We start from the raw sequence: 15,811 nt of genomic DNA on the forward strand, positions 1-15,811 counted from the left end.
TTAGGAATGAAGGGTTAAATAATATATGAAAGATAAATATTATAATAGGGATTTAAGTTGGATATTATTTGATAATCGGGTCATCGATCAAGCCGCTGATCCAAACGTTCCTTTTTTAGAAAAACTAAAGTTTTTAGCGATTGCATCCAATAACTTGGATGAGTTTTTTCGCGTTAGAATGCATAACGTTCATAGTTTAGTTAAGAACCATGAAGATGATAAGAGATCAGGATTATCCGGGGAGAAGGTTCTGGATTTAGCTTATAAATTTAATAGCGAAAATATTGTTAGACAATACGATTTATTTTATAAATTGATGGAAGAAGCTAGAGATAATGACCTCTTTGAATTAATGCGCTATAAAGAATTATCGGATTCGGAAAAAAAATACGTCAAAAAATTCTTTAATAAGAAAATCCTTCCAAGAATCGATATGCAAAGATTCTCAAAAGGATATAAGTTCAGACGAAATTTGAATTTATTGATGGAAACGCCGCATCACGTTTATACTTCGCCAATTCCTCAGGACTTGGACCGTTTAGTAGAAACAGGTGTAAAAAATCATTACATTCTGATTGAAGATGTTATCAGACACGTTGCCGCAAATTTGATTAGGAAATATAAGATTTCCAAATTTTATGTTTTCCGTGTCACATATGACAAGAACAAGCCGTATGATTTTTTGAATAAGAACATGTCAGACGACGATTATTTGAATAAGATGATTAATTATGTTGATACTAGGGACTTGCGCAAAATCACTCGCGTTGAATTTGCCGATAACGGCGATAAAAAAGGTCGCGATTACTTTGCTGACTTGTTTGATATCAACAAAAAGAGCGTTTATAAAATTCCAGGTCCAGTGGACCTTAAGTTCTTAACTAGCTTTCGGAAAACTTACAAGAGTAATCAGGATTTAGTTTTCCCACCGTTTAAAGCTTTAGCTTGGAATGAATCCAAGAATATTTTGAAGTATTTGGATAGGTCGCCAATTTTTGTGCAATATCCATACGATTCTTTCAGCGTTTTTATCGATTATCTGGAAGCTGCTGTAAATGATCCCAAAACAACTAAAATCTGTATTACTATTTATCGAACGGAAGAAAATTCCGACTTGTTGCGTCTATTAAAAGAGGCTGCAGGTAAAGGTATCAGCGTCACAGCTGTGGTTGAATTACGTGCTAGATTCGATGAGGTACACAATATCGAGGTGGCCAAAGTTTTGAAAGCTGCGGGCGTTAAAGTTTTGTTTGGTGACAAAGTAAATAAGGTACACTCCAAGATTTGCTTAGTCTTGCATGGTGATGGCAAGGGTTACGTCCAAATTGGTACAGGTAATTACAATGCGATTACCGCCAAAGGTTTTTCGGATGTTAGTTACTTTACCAGCAATCAAACTTACATTGATGATGCTGTTAAATTCTTCGACTATTTAGTCACTCATAAAGAAGCTGACTACGATTTGTTGGTCACTTCACCAGATGGCATCAAAGAAATGGTCATTAAAAATATTGAACGAGCAACTGCTGCTTATGTTCGTGATGGACAAGGAAGCGTCTTTATGGAAGTTAATGGGTTGACTGATATTGATATCATCGACGCCATTTATAAAGCTGCACGCCACGGTTTGCCATTTAGGCTGATAGTACGTGGTGCTTGTTCTTTGAAGTTAGGCGTCTGTGGACCAAGGGAAGACATTCGAGTTAAAAGTATCGTTGGTCAATTGTTGGAACACAGCCGGATTTTTAAATTCCAATATGGGAAAGATCATACTGACGTTTGGATTTCTTCAGCCGATATGATGACAAGAAACTTGGAACGTCGAGTGGAAATTGCTGTACCGGTTGTGGAGGATAAACCTAAACAACAGTTGATTAAGATTGTTAAGCTGTTTTCTAAGGATGATGTTAATTCTTATCATTTGTTGGAAAGTGGACGTTATGCTAAGGAAACTGATGAACATAGTATTTCGGCACAACAGACTTGGCTTAGCCGTCTTAAGTGGAGAAAGTATATTAAGACTAATTAGGTTTTTTATGTAGTTAAAAAGAGGAAAAACTCTGGATTTGAGTTTTTCCTCTTTTTTTGTGTTTTGTAACCATACCTTTTAGTTAAATAAGCGTTGTTTCTTCTTATATAACCATGCTTTCTGGCTATATAGTGGAAACGAGCTACGCAGGACAGACACCGAGGATTAAGCCTATTTCCCAAATCCCCCGCAAAGTGCGCGGGCAATTCGTGAAATTGTCTTAATCCGCGGTGTCTAAGCGGTCCTGCTTCGCTCTCTAATCGGCGAAGCTGCCCGCCTCTACGTCTTTAATAAATTGTTCCAAATGATCAAAGTAAACTGGTGCATTATCGATCATGTGGTGGTGGCCTCCGTTTGGTGTTGTTACCAATCTTGCATGTGGAATTTCCTTTTGCATGATTTTGGCTGTTTCAATTGGCATTGTTTCGTGTTCACCAAATGTAAGTAGTGTAGGAACTTTGATTTCCTTGAGGTGTTTTCTGAAGTGCCAGTCTTTTAATTTTCCGGTGATAACGAATTCGTTGTTTCCTTGGAATGTGTTATAAACGGGTACTGACATTGTATCAATCAAGTGTCTGATTGCTGTTGGTTGTTTGCGGTCTACGTATTCAGCGTTCAATACGTCAACATAGCTTTGGTATGTAGGGTCATCTAAGTCGTTTTCGGCTTCTTTTTGTTCCATATACTTAACTTTGTCTGGACCTAAGGCATCCATTCGGCATTGGTTGATGTGTTTTACATAGTCGTCAATTTCGTCAACCATACTTGAAATGATAGCACCCTTTAAGTGTTGGCCATATTTAGCAGCGTACATTTGAACTAATGCGCCACCCCATGATTGGCCGATTAGATAAAAGTTATCTAAGCCGAGCTTTTGTCTAACTTCTTCAACTTCTTCTAGGAAGTAGTCGTATGTTAGGTATTTTTCGGCGATTTTTGGATCGCTGTAATCTGGTTGATCGGAGTACCATGAGCCTAATTGGTCGTACATTGTTACTTGTACGCCAAGGTCAGCTAGTTTTTCACCGAAGTTTTCCCAGTATTCGTGGTTTCCACCAGGTCCACCGTGAAGACATAGTAATTTGATGTCACCGTGGCCTTGTGTGTTAGTCCACAAATGATAGCCATTGTCTAAAGTTAGGATCGTTGTTCCTTGTTTCATAAAAAAGTCACCTTCCTGCGCATGATATCTATAAGTATATATCTATCGGATTAGGTATTTCAAATAATCTATAATATAATTTAGATTTTTCTAATTTGAGACAAATAGTCGCAACCTTATCTTTAAGAGCAAAGGGTAGATATGATAAAATTGGTATATATGTTAAGAGGGGCGATAAGATTATGAAAAAGTTTTTTATTAGTCTGTTGTCTGTGGGGATATTTTTAGGGATTTTTGGTGAGGTTGGAACAAATGTGTCAGGTTCGCCCAATTTACTTGAAGAAACCGTTCAAGCAGAAGCAAATAATGACAAAAAAACGATTAATTATGAAGTAGATAAAGAAAATTCTAACGAAAAATCAGAAGTGGATCCATATTTTACGAAGAGTGCAGAGATTTACACATGCAACGATGGAACTTACAGATTGGTTTTGACAGTGGAAGTTTCGCAATTGACTGATTTGGAAGTAAGCAAGATTGATAATCAAACACCTGAAGAATCAGAAAGTTATAACAAAGATGGTAAAGAATATTTAGATATCAGTTTTAAAACTAATAGCTTGTCACAATTAAATGACGACGTGACAGCAGTGGTCAAAACAAAATTGTTAAGCATCGATATGAATCAACAAACAGTCGATTTTAAATTCGATACCAGTACAATGGACAGTCAGGAAACAACTAATCCATTTACCGATAGCATGGACTCAATCACGGAATCAGAAGATAAGAAAACAACTGATACCGAGACTGAGCCTGAAGAAAATAAGCCAGATACTAATAACAATCAAGACGTTGTAAATAATGATGATACTGAGACTAATTCTAATGAAGAAAATGAAGATTCAGATATTATCCAAACGCCACAAGAGAAGACGGATAGTGCTTCTAACAATGAAACTGCCGACACGAAACCTGCAACGCAGCCTAAAACTGTTTTGAAGGAATTGACTTATAAGGTAGCCAAAAATAATGGCGATGGCTCATTGATTGCCTCGTTTTTTACTAATACAGCCAAATTGATTAAGAATCCTGATGGGACTTATTCGGTTGAAACAACGATTAAATATCCTAAGGAATTTGGTAGTAAGGCCTTTCAAATTAATTATATTAATAAGCAAAAGCCAATCAATTTAAGTTTTACAAATGATGAAGATAATAATTATTTGAAGTTTGATTTTCCATTAAACAGTTTAGATGATTTGGGCAATCCGATTGCCGGCAATATTTCCATCAACGTGCCAGCTTTTAATTTGCACAAGACAGTAGATTTTGATTTAGTTTTTGATAGTCTAAATCAAAATGATATTTCTAATCTGATGCACCAAAGCGGCGTCAACGATACTTCAAATATTGCTGCCAATTTAGGTGGCCTCAACAAAATCGGTCAAAGTAAGTCTGATAAAAGTAATTCAGCTAACAAGACGACAAATTCTAAAATTTTGCCTGAGACTGGCGATGAGGTCGATCATTTATTGATGCTAATTGGTGGCACTATCTTGGCATTATGGATTATCCTATTAAAAGGAACTTATTTGAAACGCTAATTAAAGTTCGCACAATGCTGCGGGCTTTTTTTCTGCAAGAAAATGTGTTAATACTTATCTATTATGTATGAAAAATCTACCATTTGGAGGAACCATTATGGGGGCTATCACGGAAGCAGATATTGTCACTCTCTGTGGTCAAGTGGGTACGATTCTACTAGAAAACGGTGCGGAGACTGCTAGAGTCGAGAACACGGTTGAATATGTGGGGCGAGCTGTTGATTTACCAGTAGTCTGTCATGCCACTATGACAGGTATTTTTGTCAGTTCAGAAAGAAGTGCTACGACAAGAATTTTTAAAGTTCGAGTTGGAGATTTCAACTTGCAAAAAGTAGATGAGATCAATACTTTATCCAGACAATTTTCGAACCACGAAATCACCTTTGATGAAATAAAAAAAGAAATAGTACGGGTTCAAAATGAAACCTTAGACTTCTCTTGGATAACTAAATGTATCGGGGCAGGATTAGTTTCGATGCCACCAATGCTTTTGTTTAAAGCAACTTGGGGCGACCTTGGTTGGGCCTTTTTTGTTGGAATTTTAGGCTATTTGATGTCGCAAGTTATTTCGAGGCACTCAAAGATTCCTTATATCCCCGTTGCGATGGGAAGTTTGGTCATCAGCGTTTTGGCTAATGTTTTAGGATTCGTTGGAATGGCGCATGATGCTAATTACATTATTATCAGTGCTCTTATGCCATTAGTTCCTGGCGTGCCGATGACTAACTCCTTGCGAGAAATTATTGAACGGAACACCATTTCTGGCTTAGTTCGGGCCACCGATGCGATTGTTTCCGGAATTTCAATTGGAAGCGGCGTGATTATTGGACAAATCGTAATTCAAGCCATATTAGGGGGTTAAATAATGATGGAAATAGTTTATGGGTTCATCTTCGGATTTTTGTCGAGTGTCGGTTTTGGCATCATCACCAATAATCCTAGACGAACGCTAGTCCCAGCAGGATTGGTCGGAGCCTTAGCGTGGATAGTTTATATCGTTATCACCTGGTTTACCGATAGCTTGATTATGCCCAATGTTTTGGGAGCAATTGTTATTGGTATATTAGGCAATTTATGCGCTATCTTAGTCCGTTCGCCGGTCAATATTATTTACGTTCCTTGCCTAGTATCTTTAGTTCCCGGGGCCATTATTTACGACAGCATGAAAAATTTTACCCTTGGAAAAGATATGCTGGCAGCAAGCGGCTTTATCAAAGCCTTAACAGTGGGAATGTCTTTAGCAGTAGGCTTCATCATTGCTGAAGCAATCTCAAATAAAATTTATCCAAGTTTAAAAAGATATATCAATAAGAAAAGTGATCAAAAACAATTTTAGTTTTTGGTCACTTTTTTTCAAAACTTGATATGCATCAAGTTCTTAAACTCTATTACCCCTTAGAATATGTCTTGTAAGTTAAGAGAGAGGTAAATGAGATGACAAAATTAAATATCTGGATTTCAAAACATCAAAATAAAATGACAGTCTCAATTGCCATTTTGATTGCACTTAGTTTGATTTCAAGTTTCCTATTGAAATTTGAAATTGCCGCAACGATCTTTATGATTCTTGCAAGTATTATCGGAGCAATTCCGATTGCTCTACACGCCTTCAGTGCCTTGCAAAATAAAGTTATCAGTATTGAATTGTTGGTAACCATTGCAGTCATTGGTGCCTTTATTATTGGAGAATATGAAGAGTCGGCTGTTGTTACCTTCTTGTTCCTCTTTGGTAATTATTTGGAACAAAAAACTTTGGAGAAGACTCGTTCTTCAGTTAAGAGTTTGACGAAGATGGCTCCAACTACCGCCGAGTTAGTCAATGAAGATGGTACAACTGAAACAGTCGATGTCGATGACTTGGACGAGGGCGACCACGTCATGGTTAAACCGGGCGGTCAAATTCCTGTCGATGGAAAAATCATCGATGGTACCGGTTATATGAATGAAGCCTCAATTACAGGTGAGTCAACACCAGTTAAAAAAGCTCAAGGCGATAAAGTTTTCGCCGGGTCAATCACTGATAATGGAACTATCACGATTGAAACGACTTCAGTTGGTGAAGATACGACTTTTGGTAAAATCATCGAATTGGTCGAAGAAGCTCAAGATAGCCAATCGCCTGCTGCTAGATTTATTGATAAATTTGCGACCTACTACACACCTGCTGTTTTAGTCATTGGTGCTTTAGTTTGGGCCTTCACACAAAATTTCCCACTCGCAATAACTGTTCTAGTTTTGGGATGCCCTGGTGCTTTAGTCATCGGAGCCCCAGTTTCAAACGTTGCCGGAATTGGTAACGGAGCTAAAAATGGTATTTTGATGAAAGGTGGCAATGCCGTTAACAGCTTTGCCAAAGTCGATACCCTAGTCCTTGATAAAACTGGTACTTTAACAACTGGCAAAATGTCAGTTACTGATTATGAAGACTTCGGCAAAAGTAAAAACCTTGATTTAGCCTTGCTTGCTGGGGTTGAAAGAACTTCTGATCACCCATTGGGTCAAGCTATCGTGAAGTATGTTGACGATTTAGGCGTCACCGATACACCAGAACTGCCTGAACTGAATACTGTTAAAGGCCAAGGATTAGTTGGCAAGAACGCTGACTTCAGTATTTTAGTTGGAAATTCTCGCTTGATGAAAGCAAATAACGTTAAGATTTCAAAATCACAAAATAAAGCTATCGAAGATAAGATGAATCAAGGAGATTCAGTAGTCTTAATGGCTGTTAATCAAGAACTTCGTCTCGTCGTTGGCGTCAATGACCAATTAAGACCTGATGCTAGAGTTGGTCTCCAAGCACTAAAAGATGCTGGTATGAAACGAATCGTCATGTTGACTGGTGATAACAAAGTAGCTGCAGCACGAGTTGCTCAAAGATTGCCAATCGATGAAGTTCATGCTGAATTGCTTCCTGAAGATAAGGTTGAATTTGTGAAGAAATTTAAGAAACAAGGCAGTACCGTAGCTTTTGTTGGTGATGGAATCAATGATAGTCCTTCACTTGCAACAGCTGATATCGGAATTGGTATGGGTAGCGGAACTGACGTTGCTATTGAAACTTCCGATATTATCTTAGTTAAATCAAGTTTTGAAGCCTTAGCACACGCTTATGTCTTAGCTAAGAAGACAGTCGCTAATACTAAAGAAAATATCATCATTGCTGTGGGAACAGTTGCTCTACTACTATTAGGTTTAATCGTTGGTATTATTCACATGGGCAGCGGGATGTTCGTTCATGAAGTAAGTATCTTAGTAGTTATCTTCAATGCAATGAGATTAATTAGAAATAAATCTGTAAAACTTGATTCAAATCAAGTTATTAGTGCCACAGACTAATTAGAATAGTATTTGTAAGTTAGTTGAGCAAGTAATCGTTTGACTACTTGTTGAGATTTTTAAAATAAATGGAGGAATCAATTATGGCAAAAGCAATTTTACAATTAGGTGAATTAACATGCCCATCATGTTTAACAAAGATTCAAAAGGGTGTTGAAAACCAAGATGGCGTTTCAAATGTCAAGGTTCTCTTCAATGCTGGTAAGGTCAGAGCTGACTTTGATGAATCAAAGACTTCAGCTGACAAGCTATCAGATGTAATTACTGACTTAGGATATGAAGTTAAAAAGGTAAAGGTTAAGGAGAGTAAATAATGACTGAACAAACAATCGACGAAAAATTTGCCGCTGAACAAAAGCAGGCTGATGCTGATCACCACAAGCCTACTGCTGGCGCAATGACAGGTCACATCGTTTCAAATCATTTCTTATTAAATATCAAGTTGCACCAAATCAAGTGGTTCGTTAAAGGTGCTAACGCTGAAAACTACAAGCGTGTTTTGAATCAAACAATTGACGCAAATAATGCTTGGTATGATAAGATTGCTGATGAATTATTGGATGAGGGTGAATTACCTCCTTCAACTATGAAAGAATATTCAGAATATTCTATGATTGAAGAAGACGGCAAGAACAAGTACTTAGATGCCTCTGATATGCTCCAAACTGTGGTCGATGACTTCAGTACTGACAATATGTTTGTCACACGCGCTATCAAATTGGCCGAAAATGAGGATCGTCCTTTCATGGCTCAAGTATTAGTTCAATTGTTAGGCTTTAACAATCACCAAATCAGAATCTATCAAGCACTTCTTGGCAAATCTGCTAAAGAGGGCTTTGATGACGAAGATGATGATGAGGATTTTGATGACTAAGGAGAGATAGTTAATGGCAAAACTTGCGCATGACCATACAGCTGAAGATTGTGTTGAATTGGTAACGATTTTTCAAAATTTATCTAAAAAAGATAAAGATACGATTGCAACTTTGGTGACACACCATCACTACAAGAGCGGCGAATATCTTTTCTCAGCTGGGGATGCTTCCGATTCTTTGATAATCGTAGCTCACGGTCAAGCCAAGGTTTTCCAGATGTCGGCCAATGGGAAAGAACAAATGTTGCGGATTCTCCAAACTGGGGATTTTGATGGTGAAGCCGCCTTGTTCTCCAATACCGACCATAACAGCTTCGCTCAAACCTTGATGGACACTGATGTTTGTCAGATTTCACGAAGCGATTTCCAAAAGTTAATGCAAGAAACACCTGAAATGGCAGTGAATATGGTCAATGCATTGGGACGCAGAATTGCTCAACTCGAGCAACAGACAACAGAAGTTACCACCGCAAGCGTTGAGAGCCGCTTGGCTAACTATTTGTTGGAAACTAGTGCTGGACTAGATGAGGAAATATTCACCTTGCCATTGAAGAAAAAAGACATTGCCACGTATTTAGGCACTACCCCTGAAACAATTAGTCGTAAACTGACTTCGTTAGCGAAGCAGGGTATGATTGAAAAAATTAGTAATAACAAATTTAAAATCTTAGACACTGATCGATTGATGATGATCGATTAAAAAATAACGCCGCTTATAAAAAAGTGGCGTTATTTTTATGTAAACACGTTATCCGAATGATTAACTGATATTATATTGAAACGTTCGCAAATAGATGATATTGTATTTTCATTAAATGATGAGTCTAGGGGAATAAAATATGTTTACTCCAGAAGAAATTCTGCAAAAAAGTATTACAGCTGGCGTCAATAAACTTAAAAAGACGCTTTTGGCTAAGATAATTCTCGGATTCATCGGTGGGGCGATGATTTCAATCGGCTTTTTGGCTTATGTCAGAGTGACAGCTTCAATTCCGAACAATTTGGCTAGTGTCAAAGCTTTAGTCGGCGGAGCTGTTTTCCCAATCGGCTTGATTATTATTTTGCTAGCTGGTGGAGAATTGGCAACGGGGAACATGATGGCAGTTGGGACTTCGATTTTTGCTAAAAAAGCTAGTCTAGTCGATTATTTGAAGAACTTGTTAGTGATTACCTTTTTCAATTTCGTTGGTGCCGTCTTTGTAGCTTATTTTTTCGGTCATGTAGTTGGATTAACGCATGTTGGGCCATTTCAAGAGAGCGTGATTGCTGTTGCCAAAGCTAAAACCAGCGCCACTTTTCTATCAGCTTTTGTTTCAGGAATTGGCTGTAATTGGTTAGTGGGAATCGCCGTTTGGTTAGCGTTAGGAGCTAAAGATGCAGCGGGCAAAATTATGGGTATCTGGTTTCCTATCATGATTTTCGTGACTGTCGGTTTTCAGCACAGTATTGCTAATTGTTTCATCATTCCAGCAGCTATTTTTGAAGACGGCAGTACTTGGGGCTTGTTCTTCCAGAATTTTGTACCGGTTTACTTAGGCAACATTATCGGGGGAATAATTTTTGTGGCTGGTTTCTACTATTATAGTTATGCAAGCAAAAATAAATAATTATAATATTTTATACATCAATGGAGGAATATCTATTGATGTATTTTTATTATCAAAGCGTGTCTTTTTTGAAATCAGTAGTTAATAATGGTAACATTATATAACTTTAATTTAAGAGGTTATTATGACAGATAAATCTAAGGTTAATGAACTAGACGAAAAAAAGATTGAACAAGCACATTTAGATGATGTGGTTGATAAGATTAAGAAGTCTGAAAATCAACTTAAAGAACATATGGATGTTGCTGAAGAAGATTTAAAAGTTATCAATAATGCTTTTGATGACATTCACTTAGGAATGGATGGAGATTCCATTTCGATGGATGCGGCTTTGTCGATTCATCAACAACAACAAATGCTCGATGAAAGAAATAACAGTTGGCAACAATCGAAGCAACGATTAGGCATTCTCAAAAAATTGGAGAAGACGCCGTTCTTTGCTCGTTTGGACTTCCAGGAAAAAGGTGAACCTAAGAAAGAGACCGTTTATATCGGTTTGAGTTCCTTCACTGATAAAAACGATCATTTCTTAGTCTACGATTGGCGTGCACCGATTTCTTCAATTTATTACGACGGAAAATTAGGCGAAGTGCAATATCAAGCTCCTGATGGCTTACAATCAGTTAACTTGTTTTTGAAACGTCAATTCTTAGTCGATAATGGAAAAATCAAGGCTTACTTTGATACACAAGAAACTATCGGTGACCAAATGTTGCTAGAAGTGCTCGATGGGAAATCTTCTACGCACATGAAAGGTATCGTTAAGACGATTCAAAGTGAACAAAACAAGATTATTCGTGATACCAAGTCGAAGCTCCTCTTCGTTCAAGGGGCTGCTGGATCTGGTAAAACGTCAGCTATCTTGCAACGAATCGCATATTTGCTTTATCGATACCGTGGGACATTGACATCTAGCCAAGTGGTCATGTTCTCGCCTAATTCGCTGTTTAACGATTATATCAAAAACGTCCTACCCGAGATGGGTGAACAGAATATGGTTCAGATGACCTACAAACAATTTCTCGCTCGTCGTTTGCCAAACTTGGCAGTTGAGAGTTTGTCCGAACAATTCGAGAAGGTCGTCGATACTGAGCATAAAAATATTGGGAAATTTGTCGCAGATATAGGATTTTTCAAGACGCTGACAAATTATAGCAAGCTGTTGAATCAAAGCGGGATGGCTTTCAAGGATATTAAATTCCAAGGCAAAGTCTTTATCGCTAAGGAAAAGATTCAAGAAATTTATTACAGCTATGGTCCACAATATAATCTAGGCAACAGATTGGATGCAACGGTAGACCGCTTAATCAAGATGCTGCATCGTAAGATTGGTGCCGAGATGCGTTCTAATTGGGTTTCCGAACGAATCGAAAACTTGAGCAAGGAGCAACTGCAAGCACTTTACGTTACCGCTGATCAAGAATTTAAAAATGGCGATGAAGAGAAGAAATTCTTAGCACGTAAGATTGTTACGGCCATGCTGCAAGGCGTTTACCGCAATATCAAGCACTTGAGATTCTTAAACGTTGCTACTAATTATTTGAACTTTTTGAAGGCTGTTCCTCAAATTGTCGATATGAGTAAATATGGTATTACGACTGAACAATGGGATGAATATGTTGCAGGATTCATCAAAGATTTCAACAACAAACAAATTTCCATGAATAATCTGACGCCATATCTTTACTTGTATGATTTAGTTACTGGTAAGCATGGTGAATTGGATATGAAGTTCGTTTTCATTGATGAAATTCAAGATTACACACCATTCCAACTAGCTTATATGAAATATAAATTCCCTCGAGCACGTTATACGATGCTAGGCGATTTGAATCAGTCCATCTTTACGAAGAAAAATAGTCAAACCTTGCTTTCAGAAGCACAGAGTTTGTTTGAAGCTGACGAAACTAGAGTCGTTCAATTAGTTCACTCATATCGTTCAACAAAACAAATTACGGACTTTACCAAAGCTATTTTGACAAATGGACAAAAAATCGAACCATTCAACCGCAATGGCGATTTGCCAAATCTGTTAATGGCACAAACAGAAGCCGAATCGATTCAACAAGTAGTCGGTCAAGTTAAAGAAAATGATCAACGCAAATACACGACGGCGATTATTGCCAAAACTTTAGATGATGCGACTGACTTGCATCAAAAACTAGCAGAAGCCGGAGTTAAGTCGACCTTAATCCGTTCAGAAAATCAACGATTAGCAGCAGGAACAATCGTCTTACCATCATTTTTAGCTAAAGGACTTGAGTTTGACGCTGTTATTATGTGGGATGCATCAAAAGATAAGTTCGATGAAGACGAGCAACAATTAGTTTACACAATTGCTTCTCGTGCCATGCACAAGTTGACGATTACTTCGATTGGCGAGCTATCGCAATTATTGCAAAGAGTTCCCGAAAAGTATTATGAAGTGGAACAAAGTGTCTAGATAATAGAGTCAGTAATTATCTAAAACTCTTTTTGAACTTTTATTGGTGTAATATATCGTCCTCCATAGCAAAGCAAATTTGGCTGGAACGATGTGGGCACGACTTTAAGCCTTTGCCAGGTTCAGGCAAAGTCTTAAAGCTCGGCCTTATTCTAAGCAATAAATTGCTAAGAATAATTTCACATCTGAGCCAATTTGCTTTGCTATTCCGGACTGGATAGTGGTTTTATTTTTAATACTAAAAACAAAAAGCCTTCATTTAGATATAGTCAATAAACTATTATCTAAATGAAGGCTTTTATTGATTTGAGATTATTTTAAATAAAAAATAAATGACGTTATCCAGTCGGGAGTGGCAGCTTTGTGGATGCTCAGTACTGAAATTTCACTTAGCGATTTATCGCTTAGTGAAAGACCAAGCTTTAAGACGATTCCTGGTTTTGGAATTGGCTTAAAGTTGCGTCCAGTACGTTCCAGCATCCACAAAGCAGAACGGACGACGGCATTCTTGAACCTAACTCAATAATGATAATGTGACTCGGTTTAAACGCTTCGACAATTCGAACAACTTCTCATAAGTTGCATCTTCACGATAAACTTCGATTTTATCTTTGAGCTGTTTTTGTTCGTATTGCGAGAAATAAAGCTTCAAGTCATGATTTCCGTATAGAGTAGCCAAAAGGGCGAAAGACTCTGGCGGAATTTTCTTGGAATTTAAGATTTCTTTTCTTAAATCAGTGACTAATTCTCGTTTCACGTTCCGATTAGGTAAGTAATTGTTAGTCTTGAAGACTAGTCCGGTCACAGCTTTAGTGACATCGACCTTATCAACGAGTGAATCCCCAATTTCATTGTAAATGATACGAGTGATTTTTTCATTGGTGGCCATGGCACGTAAAACGTGGATAATACTTTTGCCTTGATTCTTGTTGATGATCTGGAAGAATTCGTTCAAATACTGCTTGTCATCGGGCAAGACCTTGTTAATGATGACACTGTTGTCTGTTAAATCGATAATATCATTCAGCGCTAAGTCGAAAAATGAGCTTTCAGCCAAATAAGCGCGACGTCTGGTATTCTTAAAAATACGAATACTACCTTTTTCGTTACACGATAAAATAAAATATTTTTGAGGAATATTTAAATCCATAAAGTGCTCCTTCAATTCGACACTAGTGTAGTTTTTCTTGCTAGCGTGGCTTTAATTTCTGGTATTAACTCGTCTTCTAAGAGATTATATCCTTGCTTAGTAAAGTGCAAACCGTCCGCCTGTAGCAACTCTTTAAGATTATCACAGTTAGCCATATCGTGTAGCAAGTCGACATACGAAATGTCTAGTTGTTTGCTAAGATGTTCCGTGACTAACTCAAATTGCAATTGGCGTGTCCAAGGTCTGGTTGGATCTTTTAACCAATCAATGTAAGGAGGGGAAAGCAAAATAACCCGCTTTTCTCCTAAACTAGTGATTATGTTAGTTAAGTTGGCAGAAAATTTACCAGGTTTGATTTCATCATCTATCGAAATATCATTGGTACCAAATCCCAAAACAACGATGGTTGGATTGAGCTTTTTAATACGGTCAACTTGTGTCATAGCATTATTGGTCTTGAAATCCGGAAACGCCATGTTGATGACGTCATAGTCAGGAAAGTCTTTTTTAATCCGCTTGGTTAAATAATTCTTAGCCTTGCCACTAGAAAAGCCAGTCATGATTGAATCCCCAAATAATACTATTTTTTCCATATATTATTTCCTTTTTACAAAAAGTTCTATACTATACTAGAATACCAGAAAATAAATAAAAGTTAATTACTATATTAGGTAGGTTTTAACAATATGCAAAGTTTAGCTAACTATGATGAATTTACTAGAAAGCAATGGGAAAACTTCCATGGTGAATATACCAAGCAAGCCATCACCGACGGAGAATTGCGTAAAATCAAGTCTTTGGACGATGAGATATCCATTGACTACGTGCGTTCTATCTATGCGCCAATTCGACATCTACTTCACATTTATCTTAAAAATTATCGCAAATTGACTAAATTGAAGAATGAATTTTTAAGTACTAAGAATCGTAAAACACCTTTTATCATTGGGGTTTCTGGTTCGGTTGCGGTTGGTAAGAGTACGACAGCTAGGTTGTTGAAAATTATGTTGGAAAGAGCATATCCACAATATAAAGTTTCACAAATGACGACTGATGGCTTTTTGTATCCCAGTAAAATTTTAAAAGAGCGTAATTTAATGGGTAAGAAAGGTTTTCCAGAAACTTATGACATGAATAAATTGTTGAAGTTTTTGGGGGATGTCAAAACTCGCGGTGGAAAAATCAAGTATCCACTTTACTCGCACAATATTTATGACATTATTCCAGGAAGATATGAAGAACTAGACAATCCTGACATTTTGATTGTCGAGGGAATCAATGTTTTGCAGCTGCCTCAAAATGAGCACATCTATGTCAGCGACTTCTTTGATTTTTCAATTTATATTGATGCCGAGGTCAAAGATATTGAGGAATGGTTCTTGAATCGCTTTGAAACGCTATTAGATTTGGCTAGAAACGATCCTAACAGTTATTATTACCAATTCACCCAGATGCCTGAAAAAGAGGCAATGGCAATGGCTAGAAACGTTTGGCAGACTATCAACTATCCAAACTTGCGTGATTACATCAGGCCGACTCGCAACCGAGCCAACCTTATTTTGCATAAATCTGAGGACCATCAAATAAATAAAATTTACTTGAGAAAATATTAAGCGTATACAATATATGACATGGAACAAAATTTCGTATACAATAGAGGAAA

Annotated in this window: 15 protein-coding genes; 12 read left to right on the forward strand and 3 right to left on the reverse strand. The window is 37.4% G+C overall.

Features of this window, described 5'->3' with window-relative positions:
* Positions 1-25: 25 nt before the first annotated feature.
* Positions 26-2,029 (forward strand): polyphosphate kinase 1, encoded by a 2,004-nt coding sequence (gene ppk1, locus FHL06_RS02675; protein WP_153384704.1) that lies wholly within the window; start codon positions 26-28, stop codon positions 2,027-2,029.
* Positions 2,030-2,285: 256 nt separating this feature from the next.
* On the opposite strand, the gene FHL06_RS02680 is transcribed toward ppk1, so the two are convergent.
* Positions 2,286-3,191 carry a proline-specific peptidase family protein gene (locus tag FHL06_RS02680; RefSeq protein ID WP_153384705.1) on the reverse strand — a complete coding sequence of 302 codons (906 nt, stop codon included), beginning with the start codon at positions 3,189-3,191 and terminating at the stop codon, positions 2,286-2,288.
* A 182-nt stretch (positions 3,192-3,373) separates the two neighbouring features.
* Here FHL06_RS02680 and FHL06_RS02685 point away from each other — a divergent pair, with 182 nt between their 5' ends.
* The 10 genes from FHL06_RS02685 to FHL06_RS02730 all read left to right on the forward strand — a co-directional run bounded on the left by FHL06_RS02685 (position 3,374) and on the right by FHL06_RS02730 (position 13,524).
* The gene (locus FHL06_RS02685) at positions 3,374-4,738 is read left to right on the forward strand and encodes an LPXTG cell wall anchor domain-containing protein (protein WP_153384706.1); all 1,365 of its coding nucleotides are present in this window, start codon (positions 3,374-3,376) and stop codon (positions 4,736-4,738) included.
* Positions 4,739-4,835: 97 nt separating this feature from the next.
* Positions 4,836-5,600, forward strand: coding sequence for a threonine/serine exporter family protein (locus FHL06_RS02690; protein ID WP_192917938.1), 765 nt, complete (start codon positions 4,836-4,838; stop codon positions 5,598-5,600).
* Positions 5,601-5,603: 3 nt separating this feature from the next.
* Positions 5,604-6,074, forward strand: coding sequence for a threonine/serine exporter family protein (locus FHL06_RS02695; RefSeq protein WP_337692521.1), 471 nt, complete (start codon positions 5,604-5,606; stop codon positions 6,072-6,074).
* Positions 6,075-6,172: 98 nt separating this feature from the next.
* Complete coding sequence (locus tag FHL06_RS02700) at positions 6,173-8,074, forward strand: heavy metal translocating P-type ATPase (protein WP_153384708.1); 1,902 nt, start codon at positions 6,173-6,175, stop codon at positions 8,072-8,074.
* 83 nt (positions 8,075-8,157) lie between these two features.
* Positions 8,158-8,388 carry a heavy-metal-associated domain-containing protein gene (locus FHL06_RS02705; RefSeq protein ID WP_153384709.1) on the forward strand — a complete coding sequence of 77 codons (231 nt, stop codon included), beginning with the start codon at positions 8,158-8,160 and terminating at the stop codon, positions 8,386-8,388.
* Entirely contained in the window at positions 8,388-8,948 is a 561-nt protein-coding gene (locus FHL06_RS02710) for a ferritin-like domain-containing protein (RefSeq protein ID WP_153384710.1), read from the forward strand. Before FHL06_RS02705 ends, FHL06_RS02710 begins: the two co-directional genes overlap by 1 nt.
* Positions 8,949-8,961: 13 nt before the next feature.
* Positions 8,962-9,648, forward strand: coding sequence for a Crp/Fnr family transcriptional regulator (locus tag FHL06_RS02715; protein WP_153384711.1), 687 nt, complete (start codon positions 8,962-8,964; stop codon positions 9,646-9,648).
* 139 nt (positions 9,649-9,787) lie between these two features.
* Positions 9,788-10,555 carry a formate/nitrite transporter family protein gene (locus FHL06_RS02720; protein WP_153384712.1) on the forward strand — a complete coding sequence of 256 codons (768 nt, stop codon included), beginning with the start codon at positions 9,788-9,790 and terminating at the stop codon, positions 10,553-10,555.
* A gap of 124 nt (positions 10,556-10,679) precedes the next feature.
* Entirely contained in the window at positions 10,680-12,998 is a 2,319-nt protein-coding gene (helD, locus tag FHL06_RS02725) for an RNA polymerase recycling motor HelD (RefSeq protein WP_153384713.1), read from the forward strand.
* Between the two features lie 367 nt (positions 12,999-13,365).
* Complete coding sequence (locus FHL06_RS02730) at positions 13,366-13,524, forward strand: hypothetical protein (RefSeq protein ID WP_153384714.1); 159 nt, start codon at positions 13,366-13,368, stop codon at positions 13,522-13,524.
* Here FHL06_RS02730 and FHL06_RS02735 read toward each other — a convergent pair.
* Both FHL06_RS02735 and FHL06_RS02740 read right to left on the reverse strand, forming a co-directional pair.
* Positions 13,513-14,148, reverse strand: a complete 636-nt coding sequence (locus FHL06_RS02735) for a GPP34 family phosphoprotein (protein ID WP_153384715.1) — start codon at positions 14,146-14,148, stop codon at positions 13,513-13,515. The genes FHL06_RS02730 and FHL06_RS02735 overlap by 12 nt on opposite strands.
* An 11-nt stretch (positions 14,149-14,159) precedes the next feature.
* Positions 14,160-14,741, reverse strand: a complete 582-nt coding sequence (locus FHL06_RS02740) for an SGNH/GDSL hydrolase family protein (RefSeq protein WP_153384716.1) — start codon at positions 14,739-14,741, stop codon at positions 14,160-14,162.
* Positions 14,742-14,834: 93 nt separating this feature from the next.
* On the opposite strand from FHL06_RS02740, the gene coaA reads away from it, so the two are divergent.
* Complete coding sequence (gene coaA / locus FHL06_RS02745; RefSeq protein ID WP_153384717.1) at positions 14,835-15,761, forward strand: type I pantothenate kinase; 927 nt, start codon at positions 14,835-14,837, stop codon at positions 15,759-15,761.
* Positions 15,762-15,811 lie beyond the last annotated feature (50 nt).

This window comes from Companilactobacillus halodurans (genome assembly GCF_009600985.1).
Classification (GTDB): Bacteria; Bacillota; Bacilli; order Lactobacillales; family Lactobacillaceae; genus Companilactobacillus; species Companilactobacillus halodurans.

Excerpts from the sequence above, each read along its gene's own strand:
- FHL06_RS02700 (WP_153384708.1), top strand. The coding sequence starts at position 6,173 with ATGACAAAATTAAATATCTGGATTTCAAAACATCAAAATAAAATGACA.
- FHL06_RS02685 (WP_153384706.1), top strand. The coding sequence starts at position 3,374 with ATGAAAAAGTTTTTTATTAGTCTGTTGTCTGTGGGGATATTTTTAGGG.
- FHL06_RS02715 (WP_153384711.1), top strand. The coding sequence starts at position 8,962 with ATGGCAAAACTTGCGCATGACCATACAGCTGAAGATTGTGTTGAATTG.
- FHL06_RS02690 (WP_192917938.1), top strand. The coding sequence starts at position 4,836 with ATGGGGGCTATCACGGAAGCAGATATTGTCACTCTCTGTGGTCAAGTG.
- FHL06_RS02705 (WP_153384709.1), top strand. The coding sequence starts at position 8,158 with ATGGCAAAAGCAATTTTACAATTAGGTGAATTAACATGCCCATCATGT.
- FHL06_RS02720 (WP_153384712.1), top strand. The coding sequence starts at position 9,788 with ATGTTTACTCCAGAAGAAATTCTGCAAAAAAGTATTACAGCTGGCGTC.
- FHL06_RS02680 (WP_153384705.1), bottom strand. The coding sequence starts at position 3,191 with ATGAAACAAGGAACAACGATCCTAACTTTAGACAATGGCTATCATTTG.
- FHL06_RS02695 (WP_337692521.1), top strand. The coding sequence starts at position 5,604 with ATGATGGAAATAGTTTATGGGTTCATCTTCGGATTTTTGTCGAGTGTC.
- FHL06_RS02740 (WP_153384716.1), bottom strand. The coding sequence starts at position 14,741 with ATGGAAAAAATAGTATTATTTGGGGATTCAATCATGACTGGCTTTTCT.
- coaA (WP_153384717.1), top strand. The coding sequence starts at position 14,835 with ATGCAAAGTTTAGCTAACTATGATGAATTTACTAGAAAGCAATGGGAA.
- helD (WP_153384713.1), top strand. The coding sequence starts at position 10,680 with ATGACAGATAAATCTAAGGTTAATGAACTAGACGAAAAAAAGATTGAA.
- FHL06_RS02710 (WP_153384710.1), top strand. The coding sequence starts at position 8,388 with ATGACTGAACAAACAATCGACGAAAAATTTGCCGCTGAACAAAAGCAG.
- FHL06_RS02735 (WP_153384715.1), bottom strand. The coding sequence starts at position 14,148 with ATGGATTTAAATATTCCTCAAAAATATTTTATTTTATCGTGTAACGAA.
- FHL06_RS02730 (WP_153384714.1), top strand. The coding sequence starts at position 13,366 with ATGCTCAGTACTGAAATTTCACTTAGCGATTTATCGCTTAGTGAAAGA.
- ppk1 (WP_153384704.1), top strand. The coding sequence starts at position 26 with ATGAAAGATAAATATTATAATAGGGATTTAAGTTGGATATTATTTGAT.